Below are 15,552 nucleotides of genomic sequence, written 5' to 3' on the forward strand. Positions count from 1 at the left end.
CTCCGCCGCTCAAGCTGGTATTTGATTTCAGTTTCATTAATAGCGTACTCTAATTATATCACTTTTAGCCTTATTGTCGAGTAGCACTGTCCGACAGAATCGAACGTGTTTTAGACCAATTGATTTACTTCACAATCAACTGGTTAAGGTCGCCCAGATGCAAGATCAAATCGGATAACTGGCTTAACTGGCTAAGACGGTTGTTTTTAACCTTCTCGTCGTCGGCCATGACCATCGTAGCGTCAAAATAGTCGTTAATGACCGGCTTCAAAGCGGCCAAAGCATCGTAGTAAGCAGGGATATCCAAGTCAGAAGCCTGTTTGGCAACCTGCTCAACAGCATCGTGCAGCTTCGGTTCGCTGTCGTTATCAAACAAGCTGGTATCAACGGCAGACAGCTTGCTCTTATCGGCCTTCTGAGCAATCCGCAGGACCCGAGTCAAGGCTTCAATGGTGCCCTTGAAGTCGTCATCGTTTTGATGATCGCTCAATACTCGGGCAGTGGTGAAGTTGTCCATCAGGTCGGTGTTTGGTCCGCCAATGACGGCATCCACGATATCATGCTTAACCTTTTCACCCAATAAGGTGACCTTGATCCGGTCGCGCAAGAAGTCGCCAACGGCTTTAACTTGTGCCCTTTGGTCCAGATCAGGTGCCACGTTAGCACTGGTTTCAGCATCAATGGCATCTTCCACCATCCGCTGGTTAAAGTGCCACTTGTTGGTACGGATGATCCGCACGATCCCAGTAGCCTGACGACGTAAAGCGTATGGGTCGTTAGAACCGCTTGGGATCATACCGGCAGCGAAGAAGGTCAAAATACTGTCGATCTTATCAGCAATGGCCAAGACGGCACCAACGGTGGATTCTGGTAAATCACCATCAGCTGAAATTGGCATGTAGTGTTCACGGATGGCTTGAGCCACCACTGGGTTTTCACCGTTCAATAGGGCGTACTTCTCACCCATGACCCCTTGCAATTCAGCAAATTCTCCAACCATGCCGGTAACCAGGTCAAACTTGTAGATGTGAGCAGCCCGGACAAGGTCCTTGATCTGCGTCTCGTCTAAGCCCAGTTTCTTACCCAGGTTTTCGGCAATGACAGCCACCCGCTGCATCTTGTCGTACATGGTACTGATCTTGTCGTGGAAGCTGACGGCTTTCAACCGTTCAACGTAGTCCTCAACGGTCTGCTTCTGGTCTTCTTGGTAGAAGAACATAGCATCAGCCAAACGGGCAGCTAACACCCGTTCGTTACCGGCAACCACGTTTTGAATGTGATCAGCGTTCCCGTTACGAACGGAAACAAAGTGCGGTAACAACTTGCCGTTTTGATCCAGAACGTAGAAGAACCGTTGGTGGTCACGCATAGAGGTGATCAGCACTTCGTCTGGAATGGCCAGGTATTTCTCATCAAAGCCGCCGGTAAAGGCAGTTGGCCATTCAACCAAGTTGTTAACTTCCTCCAACAAGTCCGGGTTCAACTTGATTACCCAGTTATTGTCGGCAGCAATTTTTTCGATTTGAGCCTGAATCTTAGCTTTCCGCTTCTTAGCGTCAGCAATGACGAATTCACTGTTCAAAGCGTCTTCGTAATCGGTGGCGTTGGCCAAAGTGATGGTCTTGCCTAAGAATCGGTGGCCGCGCGTCTTGCGGTCGGTGTTGATATCCAGGATTTGGAACGGAATAACTTTGTCGTCTAACAAAGCTACCAGCCACTTGATTGGGCGGATGTATTCGAAGTGATAACTACCCCACTTCATCATGGTTGGGAAGGTCATGCCAGTAACGACATCCTTCAAACCAGCTAAGACTGATTCTACGGATTGACCGGCAATGTGTTTTTCAACGTAGACGTATTCCGTGCCCTTTAATTCTTTAAAGGTGATGTCATCTACCGTGACCCCTTGGCCGCGAGTGAATCCTTGGGCGGCTTTAGACCAGTTGCCGTCCTTGTCCAAGGCAATCTTCTTAGCGGGACCCTTGACTTCTTTGTCAATGTCCGGCTGTTTGTCAGCTAAACCGCTGATTTGAATGGCTAACCGGCGTGGTGTTGAAAACGGCTTGATGTCATCAAAACTGATACGTTCATCTTTGAGGTACTTCTTGGTTTTTTGAACTAATTGCTTGATGCTTGGGGTCACAACGTGAGCAGGCATCTCTTCCAAACCAATTTCAAGTAAAAATGTATGTGCCATTACTTCTTGTCCTCCCCGTCTGCTAATAATGCTTGCCGCTTTTTCTCGTCTTTAATTAACGGGAAGCCGAATTCTTTCCGTTTAGCAACAAAGGCTCTGGCAACAGAGTGTGCCATTCGGCGGATCCGAGACAGGTAACCAGCCCGTTCAGTAACGGAAACAGCACCGCGGGCGTCCAACAGGTTAAAGGTGTGCGAGCACTTCAAAATGTAGTCGTAAGCCGGGTGCACTAAACCGTTAGCAATCTGTTTTTTAGCTTCGCCTTCATAGTCATCAAACATCTGCAGCAGCATCTCTTGGTTGCTCTTTTCAAAGCTGTAAGTTGAGTGTTCGATTTCGGGTTCACGGAAAATGTCCCCGTACATCACGCCGTCGCCCCATTCCAAGTCGAAGACACTGTCAACGTCTTGAATGTATGACGCCAGTCGTTCGAGGCCGTAAGTGATTTCAGAAGTCACCGGGTCCACTTCAAGACCGCCGACGATTTGGAAGTAAGTAAATTGAGAGACTTCCATCCCGTCAAGCCAAACTTCCCAACCAACACCGGCACAGCCCATTGAGGGGTTCTCCCAGTTATCTTCAACGAAGCGAATATCGTGTTCCAAAGGATCGATACCCAATTCTTTTAAACTGTTTAAATAAAGGTCCTGAATATTTTCTGGTGAAGGCTTCATCACCACTTGGAACTGGTGGTGTTGATATAACCGGTTCGGGTTTTCAGCGTACCGGCCATCCGCTGGCCGCCGTGATGGTTCTACGTAAGCCGCATTCCAAGGCTCTGGGCCGATTGCCCGTAAAAAGGTGTACGGGCTCATAGTCCCGGCACCCTTTTCCGTATCGTAAGCCTGCATCAGCATGCAGCCTTGTGCGGACCAATATTGCTGCAAGGTCAAGATGATTTGTTGCATTGACAATTTCTTGGTCAAAACTATATCCTCCTATTGTGTGACGGCGATGACGAGGGACAAACGGCACAAAAAAACGTCCCAATGTAGTCTGATAGACCTACATAGGGACGAAAGTTTAATTTCGCGGTTCCACCCTACTTCTGGGGTACCCCCAGCAGCTTCGTTTACACCAGCTCAAAAAGTGCCAATTGGCTCACGATCACTTCGGTTTCCACCTATCCCGAAGTCGCTGTTTAACCGTTGAACCAACCCTCTTTTTTCATTGCCGATCACTATTCAATTCCCCATTATTTTAAGCGTCTGCAAAATAAAAGTCAATCTCAACCAGTGAATTACTTTAAGTCCAGTTCCCCTTGCTTCAAGGAAAGCAGGATCGCTAACACGATGAAAAGAAACGACCCGGTGAAGGCCACGTGCATCCCCGAAATGAACAGTTGCGGCTGATCCGGCAGATACGTGGTGACCTTGGTGCGGGCAAGCAGACTCATCACGCTGAAGAGCACCGTAGTAGCTAGGGCCGTACCGGACACCATGCCGATATTTCGCGCCAGGGCGTTGATACTGCCGGCACTGCCCAGTTGATCTTTGCTGACCACCGACATCACAATATCGCTGTTGGGCGATTGAAACAAACCGGTACCGGCAGCCATGATCACGGTGATCATGGCGTAGACCCACAGTGAACTGTGCAGGTTTAAGAACCAGTATCCCAACTGGGATAAGGCCACAATACTTAATCCTAACGTGACGATTTTAGCGGGGTTAAACCGGTCAGCTAACACCCCGCCGATTGGTCCGGCAATCATCGTCACAACGGGAAAGATGATCATTAATAAGCCCGCTTGACCAGCACTTAACCGTCTGGCATCTTCCAGGTAAAAGGGCATGAGAACCACGGTGAAGAAATTCGATAGGAAGATTAAGATGGCAGCCCCAATACCGTAAGAAAACGGCTTAATTTTAAAAATGTTTAAGGGCATCAGCGGCGTTGAACTGCGACGTTCCGTGTGAATAAACCAGCTGACTGAAATCACGGCGATGGCGTAACCTGCCAGCGGCACAGCCGTGAAGTACCCCACTTCCTGGCCCCAAAAGATCGCTAAAAATAAACTGACGATCAATAGGGCAAAGGAAACTGACCCCGGCCAGTCGATTCTTTTGTCCGTCGATGCTGCCATTGTTTTGGGTAAAACGATCTGGCCAAGGAGCATCGCAAAAATTCCCAGCGGTACGTTGATCCAGAAAATGTAGCCCCAGCTAAAGTGGGACAAGACTAAACCGCCGATTCCGGGACCAGCCACCGCACCGAATGACACAAACGTCCCGATCAGCCCCATGGCCTTGCCCCGTTCTTTTAGACTAAACGTTGCGGTGGTGATGCCGTAAGTGTTAGATAAGGTCATCGCCGAACCGATTCCTTGAATCACCCGGCCTAGCAACAGAAACTCAAAGGTCCACTGAAGACCGGAAATAAAAGAACCCATAATAAAAACCGCCATGCCGATGCGAAAAACTTTGATTTTACCGTACATATCACCTAATTTGCCAAAAAAGAGTAATAGCGCACTCACCACGATCAAGTAGATGGACACCACCCATTCGATCTTGTTCATGGGAATTGCCAGCTGCTTAGCCATGATAGGCATCGCAACGTTGACAATACTAGAATCCAGGTTGCTCATAAAGGCAAAGATCCCGATGGAAAGCAGGATCCACCACCTTCGCGGTTCATTCTCATTCATTTTAACGACCCCCTTATCTACTCTTAACGCTCTGATTATAACTGGTATTAAGATTTTGGGGTGCGCTAAAGCTCACGTTGAAAACCGCTTCTAAAATGAGCTATACCATTTCTGCTTAAATTACAGACTTATTTAATTTTTCAACGAAATGCTTTCATTCCATCACTAATTTGTGAATCATATTGAGTGCTCATTAATTGCTATAAAGCAATTTTGAATATAAATTCACAAGCGAAGTGATTGTAAACGATTCCAATAACGCGTATTCTCAAATCGTACCAAAGGCATGATTTTTAGTTAATCATTTTATTTTGGGTCACTGTTTTACGCCTAGTTTTTAAAAACTAGAAGGAGGAAATTTCAAATGGCTTATGCAACAATAAATCCCTATACCAATGAAGTCGTCAAAGAATATCCCTTTGCAACAGAAGAAGAATTACAGGCTGCGTTAACCACCGGTCACGCCCTTTACAAACAAAACCGGAAACAGCCAGTCGCCGAACGGGCCGCTATTTTGCACAACGTTGCCGCCAAGCTGCGTGAGCATGCCGCAGAACTGGCACGGGCCTGCACCATTGACATGGGCAAGTTGCTTCGCGAATCGGAAGGCGAAGTCGAACTGTGTGCCATCATTGCTGACTGGTTTGCTGACCATGGTGAAGAGATCCTGACTCCGGAAAAGATCGATACCATTGCGACTGGTATCGCCGAGATCCACCACTCAGCAACCGGCGTAGTCATGATGGTAGAACCGTGGAACTTCCCGTACTACCAAATCATGCGGGTATTCGCGCCTAACTTCATCGTGGGTAACCCCATGATTTTAAAGCACGCCGCTAACACCCCTACCAGTGCACAAATGTTTACGGATATCGTCGCTGAAGCTGGCGCTCCTGAAGGTTCGTTAATTAACCTCTTCCTGTCATATGACCAAGTGACCGAAGCCATCGAAGATCCACGGATCCAAGGGGTAGCCTTAACGGGTTCCGAACGGGGCGGTACTGCGGTTGCTGGCGCTGCGGGCAAAAACCTGAAAAAGAACACCATGGAACTTGGCGGTATGGATCCCTTCGTCGTGCTGGGCGATGCCAACATGGACGACGTGATCGATATTGCTTGGCGCGCAAGGCTTTATAACACTGGTCAAGTATGCACCTCTTCCAAGCGGTTCATCGTCATGGACAACGTCTACGACCAATTCGTTGAAGGTCTGAAAGATAAATTCAGCCAAGTCGTTCCTGGCGACCCACTGGATCCGGCAACCTCGCTAGCACCGATGAACCGTGAGAAGGCCAAAAATAAGCTGCAAAAACAAGTTGATGACGCGATTGCGGCCGGTGCTAAAGTGGTGTATGGCAACGAACCGATCGATCTGCCCGGTCAATTCTTCATGCCAACCATTTTAACCGATATCGACAAAAACAATCCGGCTTACTCGGAGGAAATGTTTGGCCCAGTTGCAGCCGTTTATAAAGTCCATTCCGAAGAAGAAGCCATCGAATTGGCTAACGACAACCCTTATGGTCTGGGCGGCATTGTCTTTGCGGGCGATGCTGATCACGGCGCTGAAGTGGCTGCTCAAATCGAAACTGGCATGGTTTTCGTCAACAACTTTATGGTGAGCCTACCAGAACTGCCATTTGGCGGGGTTAAGCTTTCTGGTTATGGCCGCGAAATGAGCCACATTGGTGAAATGGCCTTCGTTAACGAACAGCTGATTGTTAAAACCGATCAGCCTAACTTGGATAACGTGGCTGGGGGTCTGGTAGCAACTGACGTCCCGACCGCTAAATAAACCCATTAACTTCTGGAAATAAGGACTTGTGACAAAAGTCTATATCGACAAAGATTTAATTTAATTTCTTGACTCACACATCCTAAAATTTGCTTTAGTTCATTACTTGAATATAGCCTTAACCTGTTCCACAACTCAGATTCCGGCCATATAACACTAACAACGCCATCCCGATAAAACTCATCGGAATGGCGTTGTTGGTGTTATATTCTGGAATCTACCGAGTTGTGTCACAGCCCCTTATTTTTCTGGTTTTGACTTATCTAACGGTTTCCACTTCATCATTTGATCCAAGAAACGCTTAGACTTGGGGTAAACCCCGATCGTATCCGAATAGATCATATCCAGGGCCCGGCGCAGGTGCCGTTTAGTGTCTTCATGGACACTAATTGTTTTCAGCTTAGTCAGGTCAACCGCCGAAAACTGGCGCAGATAATAAATCGTCCGCTGATCTAAATCTAAGCGGTTGGGATCCAAATGCCAATGTGCCTGGCATAACAATCCACCGTAGGATTCAGAATAGTCAAAGGGCAGATCCGTCCGACCGCAGATCACGCACTGTCGCAAATTCGGTTCCACCCCGAATAGACCCATCATTTGAACTTCAAAAATATTAGTAATGATGGCTTCATCCAGCCCGCCATTAATCAGCGACAAGGCATGAAAAAGCCGCTGATACCAGCCACCTAAAAGCTGATTGTCAGGGATCGCCATATCCAGCAGCGACATGATATAAGTTGCGTAGGCGTTTTTAGAAATATCCTGGGCAATATTGCTGAAATTTTCAGTATCCTTGGCTGCGTTAATAAACGACAGCCCCGGTTCCCGAATGTCTCCCGCGTATACGCCGTAAGTAAACGGTAAAAGATCCGCCGTCATTTTAAAACCGCGTTTTTTGGCACCGCGGATAAAAAACATCCGTTTGCCAGCCTCTTCAGTAAAAAACTTAATCAGCATATCCCGTTCGCGGTACGCCTTTTGATACATGACAATGCCATGAAAATTCATGAGTTGTCCAGCCATTGAATCACCACACTCTAATAATCGTCTTTACGGTACCCGTAGGATTGCAATGCTGACGACTTATCGCGCCAACCCGGTACGACCTTGACCCACAGTTCAAGGTAAACTTTATCACCCAACAAGTTTTCAATATCCTTGCGGGCCAGGGTGCCAATCTTCTTCAACATGGAACCGCCCTTACCGATCACAATGGCTTTTTGAGTTGGCCGGTCAACAACAATGGTGGCCTCAACGTGGATTTTTTGTTCGTTTTGACGACTCATTTTATCAACAACAACCGCCACTGAATGCGGAATCTCCTGCCGGGTCAGCTGAAAAATCTTTTCGCGAATCAATTCAGAAACGACGAACCGTTCTGGGTGATCCGTGACCTGGTCGTCTGGGTAGTACTGAGGGCCATGAGGTAACTTACCGACTAACTCGTTTAGCAGCTCTTCAACGTTATTACCTTCCAAAGCTGAGATTGGCAATACTTCTTGCCAATTTAAAGCATCTTTGTACTGATCAATGACGACTAACAGATCATCAGGCGTAATTTGATCAATTTTATTCACGACCAAATACACCGGCTTTTTAACGGTCTTTAAGCGATCAATAATAAAGTTGTCACCGGCACCGCGCCGTTGTTCAGCGTTGACCATCATGATCACTGCGTCAACTTCGTTTAAGGAAGACAACGCTGATTTCATCATGTAATCCCCTAATTCGCTCTTCGGTTTGTGAATCCCCGGGGTATCAATAAAAACAATCTGAGCATCATCCGTCGTGTAGATACCCTGAATCTTGTTACGCGTAGTTTGCGGTTTATCGGACATGATAGCGACTTTTTGTCCCACCACCCGGTTTAGTAGCGTTGATTTGCCGACGTTTGGCCGACCGACAATGGCAACAAAGCCACTACGATAATTTGGATTATCCAAAATATACTTCCCTTCTATCTATAAATGAACGTGAAATTTCTGTATCAATTCCGGAATAAAAATCAAGCAGCCGATGACGACGGCAAAACAGGCCGCAATCAACACACCACCAGCAGCAACATCCTTGGCTTTCTTCGCCCCATCATGATAGTGATGACCGACGATTAAGTCAACAATGGCCTCCACAACGGTATTTAAAACCTCAGCTACCACCACCACAAAAATGGCCAGGGTGATCCACAGCCATTCATTGATGGACAGCCGCAGCCAGATACCCATTACGACCGCAATCGCGGCTAAAATAATGTGCTTGCGGAAGTTCCGCTCGGTAGAAACTAAGCTGTAAACCCCGTCTAAAGCGTGAACTAACGACTGAAAAAAATTCCGGTTTTTATTAACTTGTTTATCGTTTAAGCCCATATGCGTCGAGTATATCCCTTTGTAATTTGAACATCACTTTTTCGTCTTCTGGCTCCATATGATCGTAGCCATTTAAATGTAAAAAGCCGTGAACAACTAAAAAGCCCAGTTCTCGTTCGTAAGAATGTTCCAAATATTCCGCTTGCTCTCCTACTTTATCAACTGACACAAAAATATCACCAATGTTTTCGGGGATCTCTTCTTCCAATTCGTCGTCCATCACAATTGGAAACTCGTCATCTTCAGCACTATCTTCAATGGCAAAGCTGATAACATCGGTTGCTCGATCAACCCCACGGTATTTTCGGTTGATTTCTTGAATGCGGTCGTTGTTCACAAACGTGACCGACATTTCGGTATTTTCTTTAAGCTTAATATATTTACCAGCGTATTCCAGCACGTCCTTAACTAGCTTAACGTGCTCTTCTGGAACGCCGTTTTTGGTTTCATCATAAATTTCTAAATCCATTTTTTATACTCGTCCTTATTTATTTTCGACAGCTTCATAAGCATTAATAATTGCGGCAACTACCGGGTGACGAACAACGTCATCAGCAGTGAACTGAACAAAATCAATGTGTTTGACGTGCTTTAAGATACCCATTGCTTGTACTAACCCACTTTGGCTATGACGTGGTAAATCAATTTGGGTAATATCCCCATTAACAATCATTTTTGAACCAAAACCCAGTCGGGTCAAAAACATTTTCATTTGCATATTGGTCGCATTTTGTGCCTCATCCAAAATCACGAACGCACCATCTAAAGTTCGGCCACGCATATAAGCCAACGGTGCAATTTCAATCACACCACGATCCATTAACCGGTTGGTATGCTCAGCCCCAAGAATCGCATAGAGGGCATCATAAATTGGCCGCAGATAAGGATCGACCTTATCCTTTAAGTCCCCTGGCAAAAAGCCCAGGTTCTCACCAGCTTCAACGGCTGGCCGAGTCAAAATGATTTTTTCCACGTCACCGCGTTTCAAAGCGGCAATCGCCATGACCACCGCCAAATATGTTTTACCAGTACCAGCGGGACCGACACCAAAGGTCACATCATTGTGTTTGATAGCATCAATGTACTGTCGCTGACCGTAATTTTTAACCCGTACAGCTCGGCCCTTAGCATCCTTGATCAACGTTTCGGTGTAAAGATCCAGGAAGTACTCCAAAGTGCCCTTATCAGCCATCTTCATGGCACTGACCACGTCAGCACTATTCAGCTGAATACCTTGCTGGATCAGCTTATCCATATTTTTTAAAATATCCATGCCCTTTTGAACCTGAAACGGCTCGCCGGCAATCTTAATGGAATTACCAAATGGGTGAATCGTGACGTTTAACCCTTCTTCTAAAAGGGAAACGAATTGGTCCTGCGCACCCAAAATAGCGACGCCCTGTTCCGGATTGGCTAAGATATATTCTTTTTCAGTTTGCGTATTTTCAGCCAAATACAATTGACTCCTTTACATAAATTTTAGATTTCTTAGACCATTATACGACAAAGCGGTCAGAAAAGCTCGACCAAGTGTGATGTAAGCGATTGGACCGCCATTTTCAGATTTAAATTAAACCATTCGCTTATCAGGATATAACAAAATTATCATCCCAAATATAACGTTTTTGCAGTATGATATTCCTTAGATAGGAGGGAGATTACCTTGAAAATTCTCGGGATTCTTGGGGCTCATCGGCAAAACGGTTTGACTGCTCAAATGCTGACGACCGTTTTAAACAGCGTGCCAGCACCTCACACCACCGAAACGATTTACTTGGAGGATTATGACTTTCACCCGGATCAGGTTGGTCAGCGTGACCCCGTGTTAGACCAGTTAACTGACAAATTACTAGAAAGTGATGTTTGGGTACTGGCAGCGCCTACGTATTGGGGTGGACTGGCAGGCAAAATGAAGGACTTTTTAGACTGCATGCGGGGACGTTTAGTCCGTTTTGATCACAAGGGCGGTACTCACCCGGACCGCTTTAAAAACAAACATTACTTGAGCATTACCAGCTGCTACGCCGGAACGTTTGAAAACTTTACTTCCGGCATCACGGATAATAGCTTTCGCACCATTGATAAAGTGATGTCTGCAGCGGGATTAATTAAAATTAACGAGTTAGTTCTGCCAGGAACCCTGTTTATGAAACAGATTCCAGCTGCCAAGTCATCCGAGTGCAAGCGTGCAGGCAGCAAACTGATCACTAAACCGAAACGAGATGATAGTACTTTGAAACGTTATATTGAACTTTTTTGCATGGTTGCCGTGATGGCTTTTTTAACAATGGGAATCCAATTCCTGTTTCACTTAATTTCTGCCAGTGAATTCTGGGCCGTATATGTGAGCTTTGTACTGATTTTCTTCGTGTTACTAGCCGGTATTTTGCACTTTTTTACCGTTGTTAAGCATCGGCGCCGTTAAGCATTATTGTATCTAGCAATTATATACTTGTATGTGCCAAATAGCCGCCCATTTTATTGATTGCGTGGCTATTTTTTATTGCGTAACGGAAATGATTTGTTGGCGTAACTGTTGCGCAGCCGTTAGCGGATCGCGTGCCTTCATAATTACGGAAACAACTGCTACACCGTCAACTTCTGCTGGTTGTACTGCGTCCACATTAGCAGCGTTTAAGCCCCCGATAGCGTACACGGGAATATTAACGGCTTGTTTAATTGCCCGTAACGTATCAACACTCGTTCGCACCGTTTCAACGTGGGTCGTTGTTGGGAAGATTGCGCCTACTCCGAGATAGTCAGCCCCCTGTTCAGCAGCTAAACGGGCTTGTTCAAGTGTCTTGGCAGTGGCTCCGATAATGGCATCCGGTCCCAATATCCGCCGGGCGACTTCAACGGGGAGGTCCTTTTGCCCAAGATGCACACCAGCAGCCTTCACCGCCTGGGCAATGTCTAAGCGATCGTCAATCAGCAATGGTACCTGATACTTGTCGGTAATTTGTTTGACGGCGTAGGCGCGTTGAAAATACTGTAAACTGGTTAACTCTTTTTCACGTAGTTGAACGAGATCCACCCCGCCCTGGCACGCAGCAGCGATCCGTTTTAAAAAGGCCGTCTCCGAATAGTGCAATGCATCCGTCACTAAATACAGCGGCCGCTTCTTAATTTTCATCATTCATTGCCTCCTGATTGGCTGAACTTCTAATACCCGAAAATAGTCTACCGAAATTATTCACGCTTGTCACGGGAATATTCTTACTTGACTTCCACAACATTCTAGCTTATAAATATAACCAATGAGTGCGTTAAGCGACTCAAACATTAAAATTAAATAACGTTAGTTCGTCTGGGGTGCCAATAATTGGCTGAGATTAGACCCATCGAACCTGATGTAGTTTGTACTACCGAAGGAAGACAACTTTTACTGAATTTATCAGCCCAAAGGCCTTCCTGCATGAAAGGTCTTTTTTCGTGCAGGAAAGTTTATTAAGCGGACTTGATAATGCCCCTTCCTCGTAGACAAACGGAAAGGGGTTTTTTTATGGTTACTGTAAACGGCGAGCCACTAGCAGATGCTGCTGGTCAAAACCTACTCACCTTTTTACAACAGCGCAAAACGCCGGTAGATAACGTTGTTGTGGAGTTAAACGGGACAATCATCCATCGACCTGAATACGAAGAAACACTGATCAAGCCAAACGACAAGCTAGAACTCATTTCGTTTGTCGGTGGCGGTCGTTAAGGGGGAATGCGCATGCAGCCAACACTTCAGGGAATGACAATTAAAGACGTTTATCAGGGGATGAAGGACCGCAACGTTGCGAATTCCACCGACCGCTTAGTCAAGGCTCACGTGACCATTGCCGGTGCTGGCGGTTTGGGTTCCAACATTGCCATTGCGCTAACGCGGATCGGAGTCGGGCATTTGACCCTGATTGATTTTGACCAGGTTGAACTAAGTAATTTAAACCGGCAGCAGTTTAAGCTCAGTCAAGTGGGCATGGACAAAGTCACCGCCCTCAAACAGAACTTGCAGGAATTCAACCCCTTCGTTACCATCGACACCCTCGTTCAAAAAGTAACTCACGATAACGTTGCAGCGCTTTTCGCCGATTGCGACATTATCTGTGAAGCCTTTGATAATCCTAGTGCGAAAGCCATGCTGTTAGACGCAGCCAGTGAATTTTTTCCGGACAAGCCCATGGTCATGGCAACCGGGATGGCGGGCACTCACAGTTCTAATGCCATTGTCACCAAACAAGTCCGTCCTAACCTTTATATCGCTGGTGACGGCACAACCGCTGGTGCTGAAGGTCTCATGGCACCGCGGGTTATGATTGCGGCAGGCCACGAAGCAAATATGATTACCCGTTTGATTTTAGGAGAAACCAATATTTAGGAGGAAGCAACATGTCAGAAGAAGCAGATTTGCTCACCATTGGTGGACACACATTCACGTCCCGTTTTATTCTGGGATCCGGTAAATATTCCTATGATTTAATTGATTCAGCCATTAATCAAGCTAAGGCGCAGATCATCACCATGGCTTTACGCCGAACCGATTCAGCAGAAGAAAATATTCTCAACTACATTCCGGAAGGCATTACCATTCTGCCGAACACTTCCGGTTCAACCAACGCTGAAGAAGCCATTCGGACCGCCCATTTAGCCCGAGAACTCAGTGGCAGTCACTTTATCAAGCTAGAGGTTGTCCCAGATAAAAAATATCTGATGCCAGATAATAACGAAACCGTCAAAGCCACCGAGGTACTGGCAAACGAAGGGTTCATCGTCATGCCCTACGTCTTACCTGACTTAAACGTGGCCCGTCAGCTAGTGGACGCCGGTGCTGCTACCGTCATGCCTTTAGCAGCCCCAATTGGCACAAACAAGGGCTTAGCCACTAAAGATCTGATTCAAATTCTGATTGATGAGATCGACGTACCAATCATCATCGACGCTGGTATTGGTCGTCCAAGCGAAGCAGCTTCGGCCATGGAAATGGGTGCTGATGCCATTATGGCCAATACGTCCATGGCAACTGCGCAGAACATTCCGCTCATGGCAGAAGCTTTCCGTCTAGCTGTGGCAGCTGGCCGAAAAGCTTACCTTGCCGGTCCCGGCCGCATTATTGAACACGGTGCCGTTGCTTCATCACCGCTTGCCGGCTTAAGCAAATGATTCGTGCAACCAGTACGTGGTTGACCTTTAAACGTCGCTTCCAGCAAATTTGCCAACTTTCTGATGACACCATTGGCCAAAATCGCTTAGTTTATTCACCAAACTGGATAGCAGCTCAATCGGCATTGATCCATTTTGGTCAGCAGATTGGTCTCACCACGATAGTCGATAACTACGGCAACGTTTATTTAGATCTACCAGGTAAAGACAACCAAGTCATTGCGACTGGCTCGCATATGGATACGGTGATCAATGGCGGACGATACGACGGGTTATATGGTGTCCTTGGGGGGCTGCAAGCCCTTCATGAACTTAAGGAACGGTTTGGAACACCTCAGCATACACTGCGACTGATCTCCTTCAGCGAAGAAGAAGGCAGCCGCTTTAAGACCACGTTTAGCGGTTCCAAATACTATGCACTTCAGCAAACCGTACCAAACCTAACTGATTCTGATGGTGTCAGCTTTGAACACGCTCGGCGCACAGCCGTTTCGCAATTACAGGCACTAAAGAATACCATCGTTAAGCGGCCAGTGATTCCAGCCAGCTTTACGGAACTGCATATTGAACAAGGCCCCAGACTGGTTACCAGTCAGGATCAAATTGGTTTAGTTTCTGGTATCGTTGGTCAGCGACGATTCACAGTAACGGTTAAAGGCCAGTCCAATCATGCTGGCACGACCCCCATGAATAACCGGCACGATGCCCTCCAAACTGCGGTCAATATGATTACGAGACTTGAACGCATCGCTCATCAATTAAGCGACAGTTTGACCTTTACAGTTGGTCAGCTAACGGTTTCCCCAAATGCTTCCAATGTGATACCGGGAACGGTTTGCTTGACCATTGACGTTCGCCATGCCGATGATAGTGTCTTAAACCAATTTGAACAGTCGATCAATGAGTGCTTAAACCGAGTAACAGATCCACTTATTAAGGTGATTGCCAACCGGTACGTCAGAGATTTACCCGCAGCCTTCGATACCACCCTGCTTTCACAAAATGAGCAAATTGCGCGGCGGTTAGGTCTCAGTGCACGCGTCATGGTTTCAGGTGCAGGCCATGACAGCTACGTGATGAATCAAGTGTCACCCACCACTATGATCTTCGTTCCCAGTGAAGGCGGCATCAGTCACGCACCCAACGAATTGACTCACCCGGCCGATTTAAAAGCCGGCATTAAATTATTAATGGCTAGTTTGCATGCCCAGGCATACTAGTGATTAAACACTTTCCGATTAACTAAAAAGGACTGAGTAATTGCATACAGCAATTACTCAGTCCTTTGTTTAGCTAAAATTATTGGGTCATCGTCAAATCGTATTGATGGTGTCTCATAAGCGCAGTCACATTTTTGTGACTGTGCTTTTTACTATTTCTGGATTAGTGAAATGCGGTTAAAGAA

Annotated in this window: 15 protein-coding genes and 1 riboswitch; of the genes, 6 read left to right on the forward strand and 9 right to left on the reverse strand. The window is 46.6% G+C overall.

Annotated elements, in window-relative coordinates; genetic code table 11:
* Nucleotides 1–124: 124 nt before the first annotated feature.
* From glyS to CES81_RS06135, 3 genes are all read right to left on the reverse strand, one after another.
* On the reverse strand, nucleotides 125–2,197 hold the full coding sequence (gene glyS, locus CES81_RS06125) for a glycine--tRNA ligase subunit beta (protein ID WP_089121082.1): 2,073 nt from the start codon (nucleotides 2,195–2,197) through the stop codon (nucleotides 125–127).
* Entirely contained in the window at nucleotides 2,197–3,123 is a 927-nt protein-coding gene (gene glyQ, locus CES81_RS06130) for a glycine--tRNA ligase subunit alpha (RefSeq protein WP_089087908.1), read from the reverse strand. The genes glyS and glyQ overlap by 1 nt, the downstream gene beginning before the upstream one ends.
* Before the next feature lie 314 nt (nucleotides 3,124–3,437).
* Nucleotides 3,438–4,847, reverse strand: a complete 1,410-nt coding sequence (locus tag CES81_RS06135; protein WP_089121083.1) for an MFS transporter — start codon at nucleotides 4,845–4,847, stop codon at nucleotides 3,438–3,440.
* A gap of 364 nt (nucleotides 4,848–5,211) precedes the next feature.
* Here CES81_RS06135 and CES81_RS06140 point away from each other — a divergent pair, with 364 nt between their 5' ends.
* A complete protein-coding gene (locus CES81_RS06140) occupies nucleotides 5,212–6,642 on the forward strand; it encodes an NAD-dependent succinate-semialdehyde dehydrogenase (protein ID WP_089121084.1) in 1,431 nt (476 codons plus the stop codon).
* Nucleotides 6,643–6,882: 240 nt separating this feature from the next.
* Here the strand turns inward: CES81_RS06140 and recO are convergent, their stop codons facing one another.
* From recO to CES81_RS06165, 5 genes are read right to left on the reverse strand one after another with little or no spacing between them, the layout of a single operon-like run.
* Nucleotides 6,883–7,665: a DNA repair protein RecO gene (recO, locus tag CES81_RS06145; RefSeq protein ID WP_089121085.1), complete on the reverse strand. Its 783-nt coding sequence runs from the start codon at nucleotides 7,663–7,665 to the stop codon at nucleotides 6,883–6,885.
* Between the two features lie 14 nt (nucleotides 7,666–7,679).
* On the reverse strand, nucleotides 7,680–8,585 hold the full coding sequence (era, locus tag CES81_RS06150; RefSeq protein WP_089087912.1) for a GTPase Era: 906 nt from the start codon (nucleotides 8,583–8,585) through the stop codon (nucleotides 7,680–7,682).
* A gap of 18 nt (nucleotides 8,586–8,603) precedes the next feature.
* A complete protein-coding gene (locus CES81_RS06155; protein WP_089121086.1) occupies nucleotides 8,604–9,005 on the reverse strand; it encodes a diacylglycerol kinase family protein in 402 nt (133 codons plus the stop codon).
* Nucleotides 8,989–9,474, reverse strand: a complete 486-nt coding sequence (ybeY, locus tag CES81_RS06160) for an rRNA maturation RNase YbeY (RefSeq protein WP_089121087.1) — start codon at nucleotides 9,472–9,474, stop codon at nucleotides 8,989–8,991. Before ybeY ends, CES81_RS06155 begins: the two co-directional genes overlap by 17 nt.
* Before the next feature lie 15 nt (nucleotides 9,475–9,489).
* Nucleotides 9,490–10,458, reverse strand: a complete 969-nt coding sequence (locus tag CES81_RS06165) for a PhoH family protein (RefSeq protein WP_089121088.1) — start codon at nucleotides 10,456–10,458, stop codon at nucleotides 9,490–9,492.
* Nucleotides 10,459–10,668: 210 nt separating this feature from the next.
* Here CES81_RS06165 and CES81_RS06170 point away from each other — a divergent pair, with 210 nt between their 5' ends.
* Nucleotides 10,669–11,430: a flavodoxin family protein gene (locus tag CES81_RS06170; protein WP_089121089.1), complete on the forward strand. Its 762-nt coding sequence runs from the start codon at nucleotides 10,669–10,671 to the stop codon at nucleotides 11,428–11,430.
* A gap of 75 nt (nucleotides 11,431–11,505) precedes the next feature.
* Here CES81_RS06170 and thiE read toward each other — a convergent pair whose 3' ends face one another.
* A complete protein-coding gene (gene thiE / locus CES81_RS06175) occupies nucleotides 11,506–12,138 on the reverse strand; it encodes a thiamine phosphate synthase (RefSeq protein WP_089121090.1) in 633 nt (210 codons plus the stop codon).
* Between the two features lie 165 nt (nucleotides 12,139–12,303).
* A riboswitch (TPP riboswitch) is annotated at nucleotides 12,304–12,396 on the forward strand.
* 111 nt (nucleotides 12,397–12,507) lie between these two features.
* On the opposite strand from thiE, the gene thiS reads away from it, so the two are divergent.
* The 4 genes from thiS to CES81_RS06195 are packed head-to-tail and all read left to right on the forward strand — an operon-like array spanning nucleotide 12,508 to nucleotide 15,367.
* A complete protein-coding gene (gene thiS, locus CES81_RS06180; protein ID WP_089087918.1) occupies nucleotides 12,508–12,708 on the forward strand; it encodes a sulfur carrier protein ThiS in 201 nt (66 codons plus the stop codon).
* 12 nt (nucleotides 12,709–12,720) lie between these two features.
* Nucleotides 12,721–13,365 (forward strand): sulfur carrier protein ThiS adenylyltransferase ThiF, encoded by a 645-nt coding sequence (thiF, locus tag CES81_RS06185; protein ID WP_180949743.1) that lies wholly within the window; start codon nucleotides 12,721–12,723, stop codon nucleotides 13,363–13,365.
* A gap of 11 nt (nucleotides 13,366–13,376) precedes the next feature.
* The gene (locus CES81_RS06190) at nucleotides 13,377–14,147 is read left to right on the forward strand and encodes a thiazole synthase (protein ID WP_089121092.1); all 771 of its coding nucleotides are present in this window, start codon (nucleotides 13,377–13,379) and stop codon (nucleotides 14,145–14,147) included.
* A complete protein-coding gene (locus CES81_RS06195) occupies nucleotides 14,144–15,367 on the forward strand; it encodes a M20 family metallo-hydrolase (RefSeq protein WP_089121093.1) in 1,224 nt (407 codons plus the stop codon). The genes CES81_RS06190 and CES81_RS06195 overlap by 4 nt, the downstream gene beginning before the upstream one ends.
* Nucleotides 15,368–15,552 lie beyond the last annotated feature (185 nt).

It is taken from the genome of Secundilactobacillus pentosiphilus, from assembly GCF_002217985.1.
Classification (GTDB): domain Bacteria; phylum Bacillota; class Bacilli; order Lactobacillales; family Lactobacillaceae; genus Secundilactobacillus; species Secundilactobacillus pentosiphilus.

Coding starts and splice junctions, on each gene's coding strand:
- CES81_RS06195 (WP_089121093.1), top strand. CDS start 14,144: ATGATTCGTGCAACCAGTACGTGGTTGACCTTTAAACGTCGCTTCCAG.
- recO (WP_089121085.1), bottom strand. CDS start 7,665: ATGGCTGGACAACTCATGAATTTTCATGGCATTGTCATGTATCAAAAG.
- ybeY (WP_089121087.1), bottom strand. CDS start 9,474: ATGGATTTAGAAATTTATGATGAAACCAAAAACGGCGTTCCAGAAGAG.
- CES81_RS06190 (WP_089121092.1), top strand. CDS start 13,377: ATGTCAGAAGAAGCAGATTTGCTCACCATTGGTGGACACACATTCACG.
- thiF (WP_180949743.1), top strand. CDS start 12,721: ATGCAGCCAACACTTCAGGGAATGACAATTAAAGACGTTTATCAGGGG.
- glyS (WP_089121082.1), bottom strand. CDS start 2,197: ATGGCACATACATTTTTACTTGAAATTGGTTTGGAAGAGATGCCTGCT.
- CES81_RS06135 (WP_089121083.1), bottom strand. CDS start 4,847: ATGAATGAGAATGAACCGCGAAGGTGGTGGATCCTGCTTTCCATCGGG.
- thiE (WP_089121090.1), bottom strand. CDS start 12,138: ATGAAAATTAAGAAGCGGCCGCTGTATTTAGTGACGGATGCATTGCAC.
- CES81_RS06140 (WP_089121084.1), top strand. CDS start 5,212: ATGGCTTATGCAACAATAAATCCCTATACCAATGAAGTCGTCAAAGAA.
- thiS (WP_089087918.1), top strand. CDS start 12,508: ATGGTTACTGTAAACGGCGAGCCACTAGCAGATGCTGCTGGTCAAAAC.
- CES81_RS06155 (WP_089121086.1), bottom strand. CDS start 9,005: ATGGGCTTAAACGATAAACAAGTTAATAAAAACCGGAATTTTTTTCAG.